Raw genomic sequence first — 15,265 nt, 5'->3', positions numbered from 1 at the left:
CCGGGGGCCCCGGTCAACGGCACCGGTGGCGCGGGCGCTCACCCCCTCGGCGGCGGGGCCGGCAGGGCCAGCTCCTGCGCCAGGATCGCGGCCTGGACGCGGCTGCGCAGGTCGAGCTTGGCCAGGATCCGGCTGACGTGGGTCTTGGCGGTGCTCTCCGCCATCGCCAGCCGGTCGGCGAGCTGCTGGTTGGACAGGCCCAGCCCGAGGCAGGCCAGCACGTCCCGCTCCCGGGCGGTCAGGCCGGCCACCGCCTCCCGGACGGCGGCAGACGCCCCCGGAGCGGTGGCCGCGAACGCGCTGATCAGCCGCCGGGTCACCGCCGGGGCGATGAATCCCTCACCCCGGGCCACCGTCCGGACGGCGGCGACCAGAGTGCCCGCGTCGGTGTCCTTCAGCAGGAAGCCGGCCGCCCCGGCCCGCAGCGCGCCGAACACGTACTCGTCGAGGTCGAAGGTGGTCAGCACCAGCACGTCGGCGAGCCGGCCGGCGACGATCTCCCGGGTGGCGGAGATGCCGTCCAGGCGGGGCATCCGCACGTCCAGCACGGCGACGTCGGGGCGCAGCTCGGCGCAGAGCCGCACCGCCTCCTCCCCGTCGGCGGCCTCGCCGACCACCGCGATCCCCGGCGTGCCGGCCAGGATCAGCGCCAGCCCGGACCGCACCGCCGCCTGGTCGTCGGCGAGGACCACCCGCACCGGACCGTCCGCGCCGTCGCCCCCTCGGCCGGGGCCGGCGACGTCCGGGCCGCTCACGGCGTTGCCCTCTTGGCCGGGGCCGGCGACCCCCGGGCCGCTCACGGCGTTGCCTCCGCGGCCGGGGCCCGTCGCGCCCGGGCCGCTCACGTCGGCTCCCCGGTGGGCAGCGCCGCCCGCACCCGCCAGCGCCCGTCGGCCGGGCCGGCGGCGAACTCGCCGCCCAGCAGCACCGCGCGCTCGCGCATCCCGATCAGGCCGGCGCCCGCCCCGGCCAGCCCGCCGCCGCCCGCCTGGACCGGGTTCGCCACGGTCACCACCACCTCCGCCGGCCGGTACGTCACGATCAGCTCCGCCTCGCCCGCGCCGTGCTTCAGCGCGTTGGTCAACGACTCCTGCACGATCCGGTACGCCGCCAGGTCCACCCCCACCGGCAGCGGACGCGGCCCGCCGGTCACCTCGGCCCGCACCGCCAGCCCGGCGGCCCGCATCCGGTCCACCAGCCGGTCCAGCTCGTCGAGGCGGACCCGGGTCGCCTCCTCGGCCGCCCCCGCCGTCGGCTCCCGCAGCAGCCCGATGAGCTGGCGCATCTCCGCCATGCCCTGCACGCTGCTCTCCCGGATGACCCGCAGCGCCGAGTTCACCTGCGCCCGGTCCAGCCCCGGCACGGAGAGCGCGGCGGTGGCGTGGATGGCCACCGCGCTGAGGTGGTTGGCCACCACGTCGTGCAGCTCCCGGGCCATCCGCGACCGTTCGGCGCGGACCGCCTCCCGCCGGTCCAGCTCGGTGAGCCGGGCGGTCTGCTCGGCCCGGGCCCGCTCCGCCGCGGCCTGGTCCCGGTACTGCCGCACGCTGATGCCGGTCAGCACCGGCAGGACCGCGACCAGCACCACCGGCACGGCGAGCGCCACCCCACGCCAGTCACCGGTCAGCAGCGTCCCGGCGCCGGCGGCGAGCAGGCTGAGCGCCACGGCGACCCGCAACAGCCACCGCCACAGCCGGGGCGGGCCGTACACGCAGGAGTCGTAGACCACCTGGGTGTAGATCAGCGCGGTGCCGAGGGTGGTGCCGAGGGCGACGTCGACGACCAGCGCCACCGTGCCGAGGGCCAGGCCGGTGCGGGTGGCCACCCGGCGCAGGCCGACCGCCACCGACACGGCCAGCAGCGACGGCAGGAAGGCCGCCGTCGGCACGTCGGTGCGCGGGGTGATCGCCAGGTGCATGCCGAGGCTGAGCAGCGCCAGCCCGCCCGCCAGGGAGGCGCCGGCCAGCGCCAGATCCCGGCCAAGGGTCCCGGAGCCGAGCCAGGGTGGCGGTCGCATGGCCCGATCCCACCACACCCGCCGCCGCCCCGGCTCCGCCCACGGCACGAGGCCGTGGTCCGCCGAAGGAGGTACGGCTCAGCCGTACACCGGGGTCATGACGGCGGCCAGGCGCAGGTGCCCGGCGTCGCCCCGGCCGCCTGGCGGCCCCTACGCGCCCGACCGGGTACGTCCTTCGGCGGACCCGGATCTCACCGTCCGCGCCGACGCCGGGGCCCGCGACGGGCGACATGCTGGACCCCGACGAACGGGGAGGTCGGCGTGCTGGTCGCGGTCATCATCGGGTGCGAGATCGGGTTCTGGGTGGTGCTCGCGGCGGGGCTGGTGGCCCGCTACCCGCTGCGTCGGCCGCGCCTCGGCGCGGCGCTGCTGATCTGCGTACCCCTGGTCGACCTGGTGCTGCTCGCGGCGACCGCGCTGGACCTGCGGCGCGGCGCCACCGCGGACGTCACGCACGGCCTGGCCGCCGCCTACCTGGGCTTCTCGGTGGCCTTCGGACACTCGATGATCCGCTGGGCCGACCAGCGCTTCGCCCATCGGTTCGCCGGCGGCCCGCCCCCGGTCCGGCCGCCCCGGCACGGCTGGGCGCGCACCCGTTACGAGTGGCGGGAGTGGGGCAAGGGGCTGCTCGGCTGGGCCGTCGCCTGCGCGCTGCTCGGTGCCGCGATCCTCTACGTGGACGACGCCGAACGCACCCGTGAGCTGTGGAACTGGATCCAGAAACTCACCCTCGCCATCGGGATCTGGCTGGTCGCCTTCCCGGTCTGGGAGACGATCTTCCCGCGTCGCCCCAAGCATTGAGGTGGGGTACGCGCCGCACGACTCGTCGGCCCGCCCCAGTACGGTGACAGGGCACGCGGGCCACGACCGGCCAGGCGCGACGGCGAGCATGAGGAGACCGGGGATGGCGCACGGGGAGGCCGAGTACGGCTGCGCCCAGGGGGAGACCCGCCGGCCGGGCCACCACGACCCCCAGCCGGCGGCCGAGCACCACCGCCGGCTCACCGGCCCGGTCCACCCCGTCGAGCCGACCTCCGGCCGGGCCGCCGAGCGGGTCGAGGACGACGCGCCGGTGCCCCGCCAGCGCACCCCCGAGCCACTCGCCGACGAGCTGGGCCGCGCGGCGGCCTGCTGCAGCGACCTGCCCGGCTGGGCCGGCGCGCACCGGCACGGCCCGGTCCGCCCCCGGCACCGGGCGGTCCGCCGGGAGCGCCCGCCGCGCCGCTGGTGCTGACAGCGGCCTGACGGCCCGCCGCCAACCCCGCCCCGTGGCGCGGGTCCGCGAGCCCACCCGTGCCAGCCCCGCGGTGACCCCGCAGCGGCTAGCGTGAACAGGGTGAAGGCGATCGCGATCGACGCGTACGGCCCCGCCGACCGGCTCGCCGTGCGGGAGTTGCCCGACCCGCCGGTCGGGCCGGACACGGTGCTGGTGCGGGTGCGCGCGGCCGGCGTCAACCCGGTCGACGGGAAGATCCGCGAGGGGCACCTCGCTGCGGCCATCCCCGCCCATTTCCCGCTGGTGCCCGGCTGGGATGCGGCCGGCGTCGTGGCCGCGGTGGGCCCGGCGGTGGCCGGGTTCGCCGTGGGCGACGAGGTGATCGGGTACGTCCGCCGCGACGACCTCCAGCACGGCACGTACGCGGAGCTGGTGCCGGCCCCGGAGCGGACGGTGGCGGACAAGCCGGTCCGCGCGTCCTGGGCCGAGGCGGCCGGGTTGCCGCTGGCCGGGCTCACCGCGTACCAGGCGCTCCAGCTCACCCGTACCGGGGCGGGGGACACCGTGCTGGTGCACGGCGCGGCCGGCGGGGTCGGGCACCTCGCCGTCCAGATCGCCCGGGCGCTCGGCGCCGGCAAGGTGATCGGCACGGCCGGCGAGGCCAACCACGATTTCGTCCGGTCGCTCGGCGCGGAGCCGGTCAGCTACGGCGACGGGCTGCTCGACCGGGTCCGCGCGGTCGCGCCCGACGGGGTGGACGTGGCCCTGGACCTGTTCGGCGGGGCGGCGCTGGACGTCTCGGCCGAGCTGCTGACCCGCCCCGCCCGGCTGGTCTCCACCGCCGACCCCGAACACGTCACCCGCCTCGGCGGCAGCTACCTGTTCGTCAGGCCGTCCACGACGGACCTGAGCGTCCTGGCCGGGCTGGTCGACGCCGGCCGGCTCACCGTCCATGTGGCACGGACGTTTCCGCTGGACCAGGCCGCCGAGGCGCAGCGACTGGTCGAGCAGGGGCACGTCCGGGGCAAGGTGGTCCTGGAGGTCTGACCCGCCGACCGCCCGGCCGGGTAGCGCTCGGGCAGCTCAGGCGGCTCGGCGGTGCGGCTCAGCGGTGCGGCTCAGCGGGTGCGGCGGCGGATCAGCAGCGCGATCCCGGCCAGCCCGAGGGTGATCACCAGCATCACCCCGACGTTGAGCAGCAGCAGCCGCTGCAACTCGCCGAGGGTCTCGTCGAGGTCCCGGCCCGGGTTCAGCGACTCGTCCGGGTTCACCCGCTCGCCGCCGCCGACGCCGCCCCCGCCGACCGTGTCGAGCTGCCGCTCCAGCGGCACCCCGGCCGTGCGCAGGCTCTCCGACATGTTCAGCCGGCCGAGGAACCAGCCGGCCTTCGCCTTGGGGGACGGGCCCGGCTGCTTCGCCGGCCGGTACACCCGCGGACCGCCCTTGGCCAGCGGATACAGGTCGTACGTCTGGGTGGCGATCTCCCCGGCGAACACCACGACCGTGTACTTCGGGCCGAGGTTCTTCGCGGCCGGGCCGGAGGGCGAGCCGGTGCGACCCAGCCAGCTCACCTGGTCGATGACCGCGAGCACCGCGGCGGGGTGGGTGGCGGCCCGCAGCCGCAGCGGCTCGGGGAGCCGGTCGCCGGTGATGTCCACGCCGGCCGGCTGCGGTTTCGGGGCGGCCGGCACCGCGACCCGCGCCGGGCCGGCGGTCTGCGCCGGACCGCCCGCGTGGGCCGGTCCCGTGAGGACCGCCGCCAGCAGCGCCCCTGCGGCCAACGCGATCAGCCGCCTCACCTGTCGGACCATCGCCGCCTCCTCGCCCCGTTTCGATTTGGATGGCTTCACTGCGGGTCACGCGCTGGTCGGTCGACGGCGGTGACCCTGCCCCCTGGGCGGGTGCCCACCTCTAAGACTGTGCGGAACGTCGATCAGTTGCAGCTACTGGATCGGGAATTGGAACTATCTGCGATCCTGGGCCGACTAATCATCAGCCGTTGATTAGCGGGCGGATAGTACCTTTCCGGAGGGGTTCATGGGGGGCACGTTCCCACGTGTGGCGCGTACCTGGGTAGTGGTTCTCGGCGTGGCGCTCGGTGTGTCGCTGGCGTTCCCGGCGGCGCCGGCTTCGGCGCACAATTCGCTGACCGGCAGCAACCCGGAGAACGGCGCGCGGGTGGCCGCCGCGCCGGCCCGGATCGAGCTTCGCTTCCTGGCGAAGCCGGACCCGGGTACGACGAAGATCACAGTTACCGGTCCGGACAACGTGGCCGCGCTCGGGGGCGAGCCCACCTTCTCCGGAAGCCGGGTGAGCGTCCCGTTCGCGCCTGGCGCCGCCGGCCTCTACGTCGTCGGGTACCAGGTCGCCTCGGGCGACGGCCACCCGGTCAAGGGCGAGGTGCGGTTCACCCTCACCACCGGCACCCCGGCCCAGCCCCCGTCGTCGCCCCCGACAGCGAGCGCCGCCCCGACGGCCGCGCCGTCGTCACCGCCTGCCACGACGAGCCCGCCGGCGGCTGCCCCGGCCGCCGCCGAACGCTCCGACGACGACGACGACGGCGGCGGTGCCGGCTGGCTGTGGGCGCTCGGCGGGCTCGTCGTCCTCGCGGCCCTCGCCGCCGGCCTCCTGCTGCGCCGCCGCGCGCCCCGCCCCTGATCCGCCGCACGCCCCGCCCTTGAGCTGGCGTGCGCCCGGGCGCTGACGGCGAAGGGGCCTTGCCCCGGGCACGCCCGGGCGCTGACGGCGAAGGGGCCCGCCGGGTCACCGGCGGGCCCCTTCGCATGTCAGGTCAGGGCAGGCGGAGACGCGCGGCGCGCAGCCGGGTGAGGGAGCGCTCGCGGCCGAGGACCTCCAGCGACTCGAACAGCGGCAGGCCCACGGTGCGGCCGGTGACCGCGACCCGGACCGGTGCCTGAGCCTTGCCGAGCTTGAGTCCACGCTCCGCGCCGACCGCCTCGAGCGTCGCCTTCAGCGAGTCGGCGTCCCACGCCTGGAGCGCCTCGAACGCGACCACCGCCGCGTCCAGCAGCTCGGCCGCGCCCTCCTTCATCGCCTTGGCCCAGGCCGCCTCGTCGATCAGCGGTGAGGCCAGGAAGAGGAAGTCGACGTTCGGCACGATCTCGCTGAGCACGGCGATCCGGGTCTGGGCCAGGGGGGCGACCGCGTCGAACGCGTCCGCGTCGAACTCCTCCGGCTGCCACGGCGGCGGGGCGATGGTGTCGGTGCCGGTCAGCCACGGCTGGCAGGCCGCGACGAACTCGTCCACCGGCAGCGCCCGGATGTAGTCGCCGTTGAACGCGCGCAGCTTCTTCTCGTCGAAGAACGCGGGGGAGGGGTTGACCTCCTCCAGCCGGAACTCCTCCTCGATCACCGACCAGGGCACGATCTCCCGGTCGCCGGACGGCGCCCAGCCCAGCAGCATCAGGTAGTTGCGCATCGCGTCGGCGAGGTAGCCCTCGTCCCGGAACGCCTCCAGGGCGACCTTGTCCCGCCGCTTGGACAGCTTCTGCCGCTTCTCGTTGACCACCACCGGCACGTGCGCCCAGATCGGTGGGGTGACCCCGAGGGCGTCCCAGAGAAGCTGCTGCTTCGGGGTGTTGGGCAGGTGCTCCTCGGCCCGGATCACGTGGGTGATCCCCATGGTCATGTCGTCGACGACGTTGGCCAGCAGGAACACCGGCGAGCCGTCGCCCCGGGCGATGACGAAGTCCTCGATCAGCTTGTTCTCGAAGGTCGGCTCGCCGCGGATCAGGTCGACCACCACGGTCTCGCCGGAGTCGGGGGTCCGGAAGCGCAGCGCCCGACCCTCGCCCGGTTCCAGCCCCCGGTCGCGGCAGAAGCCGTCGTAGCCCTGGTACTGGGAGCCGGTGCGGGCCTGCACGGCGTCGCGGGTGCAGTCGCAGTAGTACGCCCGGCCGGCCTCGAACAGGCGCTGGGCGGCGGCGCGGTGCTCCCCGGCGTACGAAGACTGGAAGTGTGGGCCCTCGTAGCTGCCCCGGGCGATGCCGATCCAGTCCAGCGCCGAGAGGATGCCCTCGGTCCACTCCGGCTTGTTGCGGGCCGCGTCGGTGTCCTCGATGCGGAGCACGAACACCCCGCCCTGCTGCTTGGCGTAGATCCAGTTCTGCAGGGCCGAGCGGGCACCGCCGACGTGGAACATACCGGTCGGGGAAGGGGCGAAGCGTACACGTACCGTCACGTCCCCCAGCCTACGGCGATTGGCCAGCGGCTTTCGCGAGGGGGGCCGGGCCACCCCCTCCCGACGGGTCAGGCCACCGAGCGGATCTTGACCACCAGGACGCTGCCGAGCAGGGTGACCGCCGCGGTGGCCGCGTACAGGGTGGGGTAGCCGCCCAGGTGCACCACGAGCGGGGCGGACAGCGCCGGGCCGAGCACCTGCGGCGCGGAGTTGGCGATGTTGATCACCCCGAGGTCCTTGGCCCGGTCGGTGGCCGTCGGCAGCACCTCGGTGATCAGCGCCGCGTCGACGGACAGGTAGACGCCGTAGCCCGCGCCGAGCAGCAGCGCGGCGACCATGGCCATCGACCAGACCGGGGCGACGGCCAGCAGCGTCGCGGCCACCGCCATCACCAGGCCCGAGGCGATCACGAAGACCTTCCGTCGCCCGGACCGGTCGGACAGCCGGCCGGCGACCACGGCGGTGAGGATCATCCCGAGGGTGTAGAGCAGGATCAGGATCAGCAGCCCGCCCTCGGGATCGGGGTGGCGCACCCCGTCGGTGAGGAAGTACAGCAGGTACAGGGTGCCCAGCGCGTTGCCGAGCTGGACCAGGAACCGGGTGATCCAGGCCCAGGCGAAGTCGGGGTGCCGGCGCGGGCTGATCCACATCGAGGCGAGCAGCGTGCGCAGCCGCAGCGCCGGGCGGTGCTCCCGGGGCAGCGGGTCGTCGGCGGTGAGCAGCGCGAACGGCAGCGACAGCAGCAGCACGGCCAGCGCGACTGCGGCGTACCCGGCGGCGTTGCCGGTCACCAGGGCGGTCACCAGCACCGCGCCGAGCACCAGGCCGAGCGACTGCGGGATGCCGATCCAGCCGGAGACGCCACCGCGCTGCACCACCGGCACCCGGTCCGGGATGCCGGCGGTGAGGCTGGCCAGCATCGCGTTGAAGCAGACCTGGGCGGCCACCCAGCCCACCGCCACCCCGGCGATCGTGTTCTGCCGGGCCAGCAGCACCAGGGCGAGCGCCCCGAGGACCGCGCCGCCGGCCGTCCAGACGTGCCGGCGGCCCAGCTCACGGCCGCGCAGCCGCAGGCAGGTCCGGTCCGACAGCGCCCCGGCGAGCGGGTTGGCCAGCACGGCGGCGAGCGCGCCGAGGCCGGTGACCACGGCGAACATGGCCTCCTTGTTGCCCGGCGCGATCCGCTCGATCTGCTGGGGCAGCAGCACCTGGATGGGGGTGAAGAAGGCCATCCACACCCCGAGGTTCGCCGCGAAGATCAGCGCGATCCAGCCCCGCCGCACCGGCGCGATCGGCTCGGCGAGCGCCGCCGGCAGTGCGGCCGGCAGCGGGTCGACGGTGGTCACGGCCCTACTCCGCGCTCGGTGTCGCGGGGCCCGCCGGCTGGGTGACGGCGTCGCGGAACCAGGCGTACGACGACTTGGGCGTGCGGGCTCCGGTGGCGAAGTCGACATGTACCAGGCCGAAGCGCTTGGTGAAGCCCTCCGCCCACTCCCAGTTGTCCAGCAGCGACCAGACGAAGTACCCGGTCACGTCCACGCCGTCGTCGATCGCCGCCCGCACGGCGCGCAGGTGTCCGTCCAGGTAGGTGATCCGCTCCGGGTCGTGGACCCGGCCGTCGGCGTCCGGCGCGTCGTCGTAGGCGCAGCCGCTCTCGGTGACCTGGATCGGCGGCAGCCGGTCGCCGTACCGGTCGCGCAGGCCGGTGAGCAGCTCGCGCAGCCCCTCGGGCACGACCGGCCAGTCGAACGCGGTGCGCGGGTACCCGGTCAGCTCCACCAGCTCGAACGGCAGCGGCGAGTCCGCGTCGGGGGCCCGTACGCCGGTCGGGTTGTAGTAGTTGACGCCGAGCACGTCGATCGGTGCGGCGATCACCGCGAGGTCTCCGTCGCGGACGGCCCCCGTGTCGGCCCCCGGGACGTCGGGGTAGCCGAGGCCGAGCAGCGGGTCGGTGAACAGCCGGTTGTGCAGCGCGTCGTACGCGTCGGCGGCGGCCCGGTCGGCGTCGGTGTCGCCGGCCACCCGCACGGGCGAGTAGTTGTTGGTGATGGCCACCGGGCTCGTGGTGTGGGCGCGTAGCGCGGCGACGGCCAGGCCGTGCCCGAGGAGCTGGTGGTGGGCCACCGGGAACGCGTCGAACAGCAGCGTCCGGCCGGGGGCGTGCTGGCCGGTGCCGTAGCCGAGGCTCATCTGCACGAACGGCTCGTTGAGGGTGATCCACAGCTTGACCCGGTCGCCGAGCCGGGCGGCCACCAGGTCGGCGTACTCCGCGAACCGGGCGGCGGTGTCCCGGTTCAGCCAGCCGCCCGCGTCCTCCAGCGGCTGCGGCAGGTCCCAGTGGTAAAGGGTGGCGACCGGGTCGATGCCGGCGGCGGCGAGGTCGTCGACGAGCCGGTCGTAGAAGTCCAGGCCGGCGGCGTTGGCCGGGCCGGTGCCGCCGGGCTGGACCCGGGGCCAGGCGACCGAGAACCGGTACGCCGACACGCCGAGCCCGGCCATCAGCGCGACGTCCTCACCGGTCCGGTGCCAGTGGTCGCAGGCGACGTCGCCGGTGCTGCCGTCGGCGACCAGCCCCGGCGTGTGCGCGAAGGTGTCCCAGATGGACGGCCCGCGTCCGGCGGCGGTCGTCGCACCCTCGATCTGGTAGGCGGCGGTGGCGACGCCCCAGCGGAATCCGGCCGGGAACTCGGGCAGCGGCTCGGTGGTCATGCACCCTCCAGGCGGGTCGAGAACCGACGGCGTTCGCGGGTCCGCGGGGACGCCGGGAGCGCGACCCGCAGGACGCCGCGAAACGCGAAACGTGTTCGGACTCTAGGCCCCCGACCGTCGATCGCGCCATAGGCGGCCGGCGATCGGCGCGCAAGGGTTTTCGGCGTGTCTTTTCCGAAGAAGTCCTAGTAAGTCCGTTTTCATGCATAGAGTGCGGAATATCGCGGATGTCCTCAGTGGGGGAAAGAACGAAAATGATCCTCGTGGAACGCAGTACGCACGTGGCGGCGCCGGTGGAAGCGGTCTGGGAAGTCGTCCAGCGGGCCGAGCAGTTACCGGCCTGGCTGGCGGGGGTCCGTGCGGCCGAGGTGCTCTCGGGGGAGGGCTTCGGTCGCCGGCAGCTGGTCCAGGCCGGGCGCGGGTCGGCGCACGAGGCCGAGGTGATCGCCTACCAGGAGCCGAACCTGATCGGCTGGCGGGAGCGTGCCAAGGGCGCCGGGGCCCGGGCCGAGGCCCGGACCGAGATCTACGTCCAGCTCACCGGAGACGAGGAGGAGGGCGGGACCGTCGTGCGGCTCATCGTCGTACGCTGGCCGGCCGGCCCGGTCAAGGCCGCCCTGCTCCGGCTCGGGTTGCGTCGGGTCGGCGCCGACCTGGAGGACTCGCTGGCCCGGCTCACCGATCTGGCCGCCGTCGGCTGACTCGGGTCCGTCCCGGCGTCACCCGCGATGGAGATGGTCCGGCGTCCCCGCCAGGGATGCCGGACCATCGCCCTGTCCGGGGTGGGGAAGACGAAGGGCCCGGCGCGGTGACCACCGCGCCGGGCCCTTCCGTTCCGGAGTCCTAGCTGTCGCCGCCGGTCTCGCCGACCGGGGCGGCGTTCACGTCCTCGATCGCGTACTTCTTGGCCGCCTCGGCCGGGACGGTGGCCGGCACCACGCCGCGCAGCGCGAGCTGCCGCAGCGTCGCGACCGCCACCGACTCGGCGTCGACGTGGAAGTGCCGGCGCAGCGCGTGCCGGGTGTCCGACATGCCGAACCCGTCCGTGCCGAGCGAGGTGTAGTCGCCCGGTACCCAGCGGGCGATCAGGTCCGGCACCGCGCGCATCCAGTCGCTGACCGCGACCTTCGGGCCGTCGGCGTCGGCCAGCTTCTGCTGGATGTACGGCACCCGCTGCTCCGCGCCCGGGTTGAGCAGGTTGTGCTCCTCGCACTGCACCGCGTCGCGGCGCAGCTCGGCCCAGGAGGTCACCGACCACACGTCGGCGGCCACCCCCCAGTCCTGGGCGAGCAGCTGCTGGGCCTTGAGCGCCCACTGCATGCCCGTGCCGGAGGCCAGGATGTTGGCCTTCGGGCCGTCGACCTGCGGGGCGGGGGAGTAGCGGTAGATGCCCTTGAGTAGGCCCTCCACGTCCACGTCCGCCGGCTCCGCCGGCTGGTGGATCGGCTCGTTGTAGATGGTCAGGTAGTAGAAGATGTTCTCCGGCTGCTCCCCGTACATCCGGTGCAGGCCGTTCTCCACGATGTGCGCCAGCTCGAACGCGAACGCCGCGTCGTAGGCGACCACCGCCGGGTTGGTGGCGGCGAGCAGCAGCGAGTGGCCGTCCTCGTGCTGGAGGCCCTCGCCGTTGAGCGTGGTCCGCCCGGCGGTCGCGCCGAGCACGAAGCCCCGCGCCATCTGGTCGGCCGCCGCCCAGAAGCCGTCGCCGGTGCGCTGGAAGCCGAACATCGAGTAGAAGATGTACAGCGGGATCATCGGCTCGCCGTGGGTGGCGTACGAGGTGCCGGCGGCGGTGAACGAGGCCACCGAGCCGGCCTCGTTGATGCCCTCGTGCAGGATCTGCCCGGTCGTCGACTCCTTGTACGACAGGAACAGCTCCCGGTCGACCGAGGTGTACCGCTGGCCGTGCGGCGAGTAGATCTTCTGCGTCGGGAAGAGCGAGTCCATGCCGAAGGTGCGGGCCTCGTCCGGGATGATCGGCACCCAGCGCTTGCCGAACTCCTTGTCCTTCATCACGTCCTTGAGCAGACGGACGAAGGCCATCGTGGTGGCCACCTTCTGCTTGCCGGAGCCGCGCTTGACGTCGGCGAACCGCTCGCTGCCCGGGATCGCCAGCGCCTTGCCGGCGGTCCGCCGCGACGGCAGGTAACCGCCGAGCTGCTGCCGCCGTTCCTTCAGGTACGCGATCTCGTCAGACTTCTCGCCCGGCTGGTAGTACGGCGGGAGGTAGGGGTTCTCCTCCAGCGTCTTGTCCGAGATGTCCAGGTAGAGCCGGTCGCGGAAGAGCTTCAGGTCGTCCAGCGTCAGCTTCTTCATCTGGTGGGTGGCGTTGCGGCCCTCGAAGTGCGAGCCGAGCGTCCAGCCCTTGATCGTCTTGGCCAGGATCACCGTCGGCTGGCCGGTGTGCTCCGTCGCCGCCTTGTAGGCCGCGTAGAGCTTGCGGTAGTCGTGGCCGCCCCGCTTGAGGTTCCAGATCTCGTCGTCGGTGAACCCCTCGACCATCTTGCGGGTCCGCTGGTCACGGCCGAAGAAGTGCTCCCGCACGTACGCCCCGGACTCCGCCTTGTAGGTCTGGTAGTCGCCGTCGGGCGTGGTGTTCATCAGGTTGACCAGCGCGCCGTCGGTGTCGGCGGCGAGCAGCGGGTCCCACTCGCGGCCCCAGACGACCTTGATGACGTTCCAGCCGGCGCCCCGGAAGAACGCCTCCAGCTCCTGCATGATCTTGCCGTTGCCCCGGACCGGCCCGTCGAGCCGCTGGAGGTTGCAGTTGATCACGAAGGTGAGGTTGTCCAGCTCCTCGCGGGCGGCCACGCCGATCGCGCCGAGCGACTCGACCTCGTCCATCTCGCCGTCGCCGAGGAACGCCCAGACGTGCTGCTGCGAGGTGTCCTTGATGCCCCGGTGTTGCAGGTACCGGTTGAACCGGGCCTGGTAGATCGCGTTCATCGGGCCGAGACCCATGGAGACCGTCGGGAACTCCCAGAAGTCCGGCATCAGCCGCGGGTGCGGGTACGACGGCAGCCCGCCGCCCGGGTGGGACAGCTCCTGGCGGAACCCGTCGAGCTGGTGCTCGCTGAGCCGTCCCTCCAGGTACGCGCGCGCGTACATGCCGGGGGAGGCATGGCCCTGGTAGAAGATGTGGTCGCCGCCGCCCGGGTGGTCCTTGCCCCGGAAGAAGTGGTTGAAGCCCACCTCGTAGAGCGACGCCGAGCTGGCAAAGGTGGAGATGTGCCCGCCGACGCCGATCTCGGGGCGCTGCGCGCGGTGCACCAGCATCGCCGCGTTCCACCGGATGTACGCCCGGATCCGCCGCTCGATGTGCTCGTCACCCGGGAACCACGGCTCGTGCTCCGGCGGGATGGTGTTGATGTAGTCGGTGGTGGTCAGCGACGGCACCCCGACCTGACGCTCGCGCGCGCGCTCCAGCAGACGCAGCATGACGTACCGGGCGCGCTTGGTTCCGCGCTCGTCGATCACTCCGTCGAGTGACTCGATCCATTCGCCGGTCTCTTCGGGGTCGATGTCCGGAAGCTGGCTCGGCAGACCGGCGGTGATCACCGGGCGCTTGCGTTCCGTGGCCACAGGCGTTCCCTCGGTTGTGTGTGGGACAGGTCTCTAGATGCCATCCTGCCTCCTCCTGACGGTGATCGTCACGTCTGCCTCCCCTAGACGCGACGCTGGACACAGGTACCCGTCGGTAATTTCGGGTCGGCCCGCTCCGTCCGAGGCCTCGGCGGAGTATCGAGGCCGCCGCGCTCACCCGGACCGTCCCGCCCCGTCCGGCGTGGCGGGCGGGTTGCCCGCGCCCTCTACCGTCGGGCCATGACGATGCTGCGGGGGTTGGCCGGCGCAGTCGTACTGGTCGGTGGGCTCGTCCTCCTGCTGGCGCTGATCGGGCTCGCCGGTGGGGAACTCGACGCGGCCCGGCCCGGGGTGTTCGGCCTGGCCCTGCTGGCGGCGGGCCTGGTGCTGTTCGAGCGGGCGGGTCGCCGGCGCGGCGGGGACTCCGGCGGCTGGTCGGGCGGCGGCGAGAGCGGGGGCGGCGGAAGTTGGTGACCGCCGTCGCGGCGGCTGCCGGCGGGCACGCCGTGCCTCGGGCAGAATGCGCCGTATGCGCACCGAGGTGATCACCGTCCAGACCGGGTCCCGGCCGACCGTCCGGGACATCACCGCCGAGGCGGAACAGTTCGTCTCGGGCCAGGGCGACGGCCTGCTGCACGTCTTCGTGCCGCACGCCACCGCCGGCCTGGCCGTGATCGAGACCGGCTCGGGCTCCGACGACGACCTGCTGCGGGCGCTGGACGACCTGCTGCCCACCGACGACCGCTGGCGGCACCGGCACGGCTCGCAGGGGCACGGGCGGGACCACGTCCTGCCCGCCTTCGTCCCGCCGTACGCGACCCTGCCGGTGGTCGACGGGCGGCTCGCGCTGGGCACCTGGCAGTCCATCTGCCTGGTCGACACGAACGGCGACAACCCCACCCGCAAGGTCCGTCTCTCGTTCCTGCCGGGCTGACCCGGGGGCGGGCCCCGCCCGCCCATCGGCACCCGGCTCAGGGCGGGACGGTCCCCCCTCGGCAGGCCGGACGTACGATGACGCCCATGCCGCAGCCCGTCCCTCCCGGCAGCGGGCCCGACGCGGGCGACCGCTCCGGCCTCGCCGGGGACACCGTGCGCCGGCTCCTGCACGTCGCGGCGGCCGTGCGGCACCATCAGGACGCCGAGGTGGCCGGGCTGGGGCTGACCCCGGCCGCCGCCCGGGCGCTGCACCAGCTCGACCCGGACCGCCCGCAGCCGGCCCGCGACCTGGCCGAGCAGCTCGGCTGTGACCGGTCGAACGTCACCACCCTGGTCGACAAGCTGGAGCAGGCGGGGCTGGTGGAGCGCCGGGCCGACCCGACGGACCGCCGGCTGAAGACGCTGGCGGTCACCGAGGCAGGCCGGCGGATGCGCGGCCACGTCGAACGGGTGATGTCAGACTCCCGACTGCTCTCCGGGCTCACCGACGCCGAGCTGGCCACCCTGCGCGAGCTGGTGTGGAAGGTCTCCGACGGCGGCTGCCCGCAGCGGTGCGCGGAGGACTGAGCCGCGCCGGGCGAATCGTGTCTGAGTGGGCGAGCGG

15 protein-coding genes are annotated in these 15,265 nt (G+C 74.0%); 8 read left to right on the top strand and 7 right to left on the bottom strand.

Going from position 1 to position 15,265, the window contains the following annotated elements; translation table 11 throughout:
• Nucleotides 1–38 precede the first annotated feature (38 nt).
• Together ACH4T9_RS13190 and ACH4T9_RS13185 are read right to left on the bottom strand one after the other, a co-directional pair.
• Entirely contained in the window at nt 39–698 is a 660-nt protein-coding gene (locus ACH4T9_RS13190) for a response regulator (RefSeq protein ID WP_396671474.1), read from the bottom strand.
• Between the two features lie 143 nt (nt 699–841).
• The gene (locus ACH4T9_RS13185) at nt 842–2,017 is read right to left on the bottom strand and encodes a sensor histidine kinase (protein ID WP_396671292.1); all 1,176 of its coding nucleotides are present in this window, start codon (nt 2,015–2,017) and stop codon (nt 842–844) included.
• Between the two features lie 261 nt (nt 2,018–2,278).
• On the opposite strand from ACH4T9_RS13185, the gene ACH4T9_RS13180 reads away from it, so the two are divergent.
• From ACH4T9_RS13180 to ACH4T9_RS13170, 3 genes are all read left to right on the top strand, one after another.
• Entirely contained in the window at nt 2,279–2,818 is a 540-nt protein-coding gene (locus ACH4T9_RS13180; RefSeq protein ID WP_396671291.1) for a hypothetical protein, read from the top strand.
• A gap of 103 nt (nt 2,819–2,921) precedes the next feature.
• On the top strand, nt 2,922–3,251 hold the full coding sequence (locus tag ACH4T9_RS13175; RefSeq protein ID WP_396671290.1) for a hypothetical protein: 330 nt from the start codon (nt 2,922–2,924) through the stop codon (nt 3,249–3,251).
• 102 nt (nt 3,252–3,353) lie between these two features.
• Entirely contained in the window at nt 3,354–4,280 is a 927-nt protein-coding gene (locus ACH4T9_RS13170) for an NADP-dependent oxidoreductase (RefSeq protein ID WP_396671289.1), read from the top strand.
• A 71-nt stretch (nt 4,281–4,351) separates the two neighbouring features.
• Here ACH4T9_RS13170 and ACH4T9_RS13165 read toward each other — a convergent pair whose 3' ends face one another.
• Nucleotides 4,352–5,044, bottom strand: coding sequence for a hypothetical protein (locus ACH4T9_RS13165; RefSeq protein WP_396671288.1), 693 nt, complete (start codon nt 5,042–5,044; stop codon nt 4,352–4,354).
• A gap of 277 nt (nt 5,045–5,321) precedes the next feature.
• Between ACH4T9_RS13165 and ACH4T9_RS13160 the strand changes: the two genes are divergently transcribed.
• Nucleotides 5,322–5,891, top strand: coding sequence for a copper resistance protein CopC (locus ACH4T9_RS13160; protein ID WP_396671287.1), 570 nt, complete (start codon nt 5,322–5,324; stop codon nt 5,889–5,891).
• Between the two features lie 133 nt (nt 5,892–6,024).
• On the opposite strand, the gene gltX is transcribed toward ACH4T9_RS13160, so the two are convergent.
• From gltX to ACH4T9_RS13145, 3 genes are all read right to left on the bottom strand, one after another.
• A complete protein-coding gene (gene gltX / locus ACH4T9_RS13155) occupies nt 6,025–7,434 on the bottom strand; it encodes a glutamate--tRNA ligase (protein ID WP_396671286.1) in 1,410 nt (469 codons plus the stop codon).
• 68 nt (nt 7,435–7,502) lie between these two features.
• Nucleotides 7,503–8,780: an MFS transporter gene (locus ACH4T9_RS13150; protein ID WP_396671285.1), complete on the bottom strand. Its 1,278-nt coding sequence runs from the start codon at nt 8,778–8,780 to the stop codon at nt 7,503–7,505.
• 4 nt (nt 8,781–8,784) lie between these two features.
• On the bottom strand, nt 8,785–10,143 hold the full coding sequence (locus ACH4T9_RS13145) for a GH1 family beta-glucosidase (RefSeq protein WP_396671284.1): 1,359 nt from the start codon (nt 10,141–10,143) through the stop codon (nt 8,785–8,787).
• A 254-nt stretch (nt 10,144–10,397) separates the two neighbouring features.
• Between ACH4T9_RS13145 and ACH4T9_RS13140 the strand changes: the two genes are divergently transcribed.
• Nucleotides 10,398–10,844: an SRPBCC family protein gene (locus ACH4T9_RS13140; RefSeq protein ID WP_396671283.1), complete on the top strand. Its 447-nt coding sequence runs from the start codon at nt 10,398–10,400 to the stop codon at nt 10,842–10,844.
• 142 nt (nt 10,845–10,986) lie between these two features.
• Here ACH4T9_RS13140 and aceE read toward each other — a convergent pair whose 3' ends face one another.
• Nucleotides 10,987–13,725 (bottom strand): pyruvate dehydrogenase (acetyl-transferring), homodimeric type, encoded by a 2,739-nt coding sequence (gene aceE / locus ACH4T9_RS13135; protein ID WP_396671282.1) that lies wholly within the window; start codon nt 13,723–13,725, stop codon nt 10,987–10,989.
• Between the two features lie 240 nt (nt 13,726–13,965).
• Here aceE and ACH4T9_RS13130 point away from each other — a divergent pair, with 240 nt between their 5' ends.
• The 3 genes from ACH4T9_RS13130 to ACH4T9_RS13120 all read left to right on the top strand — a co-directional run bounded on the left by ACH4T9_RS13130 (nt 13,966) and on the right by ACH4T9_RS13120 (nt 15,228).
• Nucleotides 13,966–14,199, top strand: a complete 234-nt coding sequence (locus ACH4T9_RS13130) for a hypothetical protein (protein ID WP_396671281.1) — start codon at nt 13,966–13,968, stop codon at nt 14,197–14,199.
• A 55-nt stretch (nt 14,200–14,254) separates the two neighbouring features.
• A complete protein-coding gene (locus ACH4T9_RS13125) occupies nt 14,255–14,659 on the top strand; it encodes a secondary thiamine-phosphate synthase enzyme YjbQ (protein ID WP_396671280.1) in 405 nt (134 codons plus the stop codon).
• A gap of 86 nt (nt 14,660–14,745) precedes the next feature.
• Nucleotides 14,746–15,228 (top strand): MarR family winged helix-turn-helix transcriptional regulator, encoded by a 483-nt coding sequence (locus ACH4T9_RS13120; protein ID WP_396671279.1) that lies wholly within the window; start codon nt 14,746–14,748, stop codon nt 15,226–15,228.
• The last annotated feature ends 37 nt before the right edge of the window (nt 15,229–15,265 follow it).

The sequence above is a fragment of the Micromonospora sp. NPDC020750 genome, from assembly GCF_044334565.1.
GTDB lineage: Bacteria > Actinomycetota > Actinomycetes > Mycobacteriales > Micromonosporaceae > Micromonospora.
The sequence above is the reverse complement of the archived record's forward strand: the minus strand, read 5'-3'. Positions and strand labels throughout refer to the sequence as shown.

What these genes read in the sequence shown, in the direction of transcription:
- ACH4T9_RS13165 (WP_396671288.1), bottom strand. Translation starts at nt 5,044, where the DNA reads ATGGTCCGACAGGTGAGGCGGCTGATCGCGTTGGCCGCAGGGGCGCTG.
- ACH4T9_RS13140 (WP_396671283.1), top strand. Translation starts at nt 10,398, where the DNA reads ATGATCCTCGTGGAACGCAGTACGCACGTGGCGGCGCCGGTGGAAGCG.
- ACH4T9_RS13175 (WP_396671290.1), top strand. Translation starts at nt 2,922, where the DNA reads ATGGCGCACGGGGAGGCCGAGTACGGCTGCGCCCAGGGGGAGACCCGC.
- ACH4T9_RS13125 (WP_396671280.1), top strand. Translation starts at nt 14,255, where the DNA reads ATGCGCACCGAGGTGATCACCGTCCAGACCGGGTCCCGGCCGACCGTC.
- ACH4T9_RS13120 (WP_396671279.1), top strand. Translation starts at nt 14,746, where the DNA reads ATGCCGCAGCCCGTCCCTCCCGGCAGCGGGCCCGACGCGGGCGACCGC.
- ACH4T9_RS13145 (WP_396671284.1), bottom strand. Translation starts at nt 10,143, where the DNA reads ATGACCACCGAGCCGCTGCCCGAGTTCCCGGCCGGATTCCGCTGGGGC.
- ACH4T9_RS13130 (WP_396671281.1), top strand. Translation starts at nt 13,966, where the DNA reads ATGACGATGCTGCGGGGGTTGGCCGGCGCAGTCGTACTGGTCGGTGGG.
- ACH4T9_RS13185 (WP_396671292.1), bottom strand. Translation starts at nt 2,017, where the DNA reads ATGCGACCGCCACCCTGGCTCGGCTCCGGGACCCTTGGCCGGGATCTG.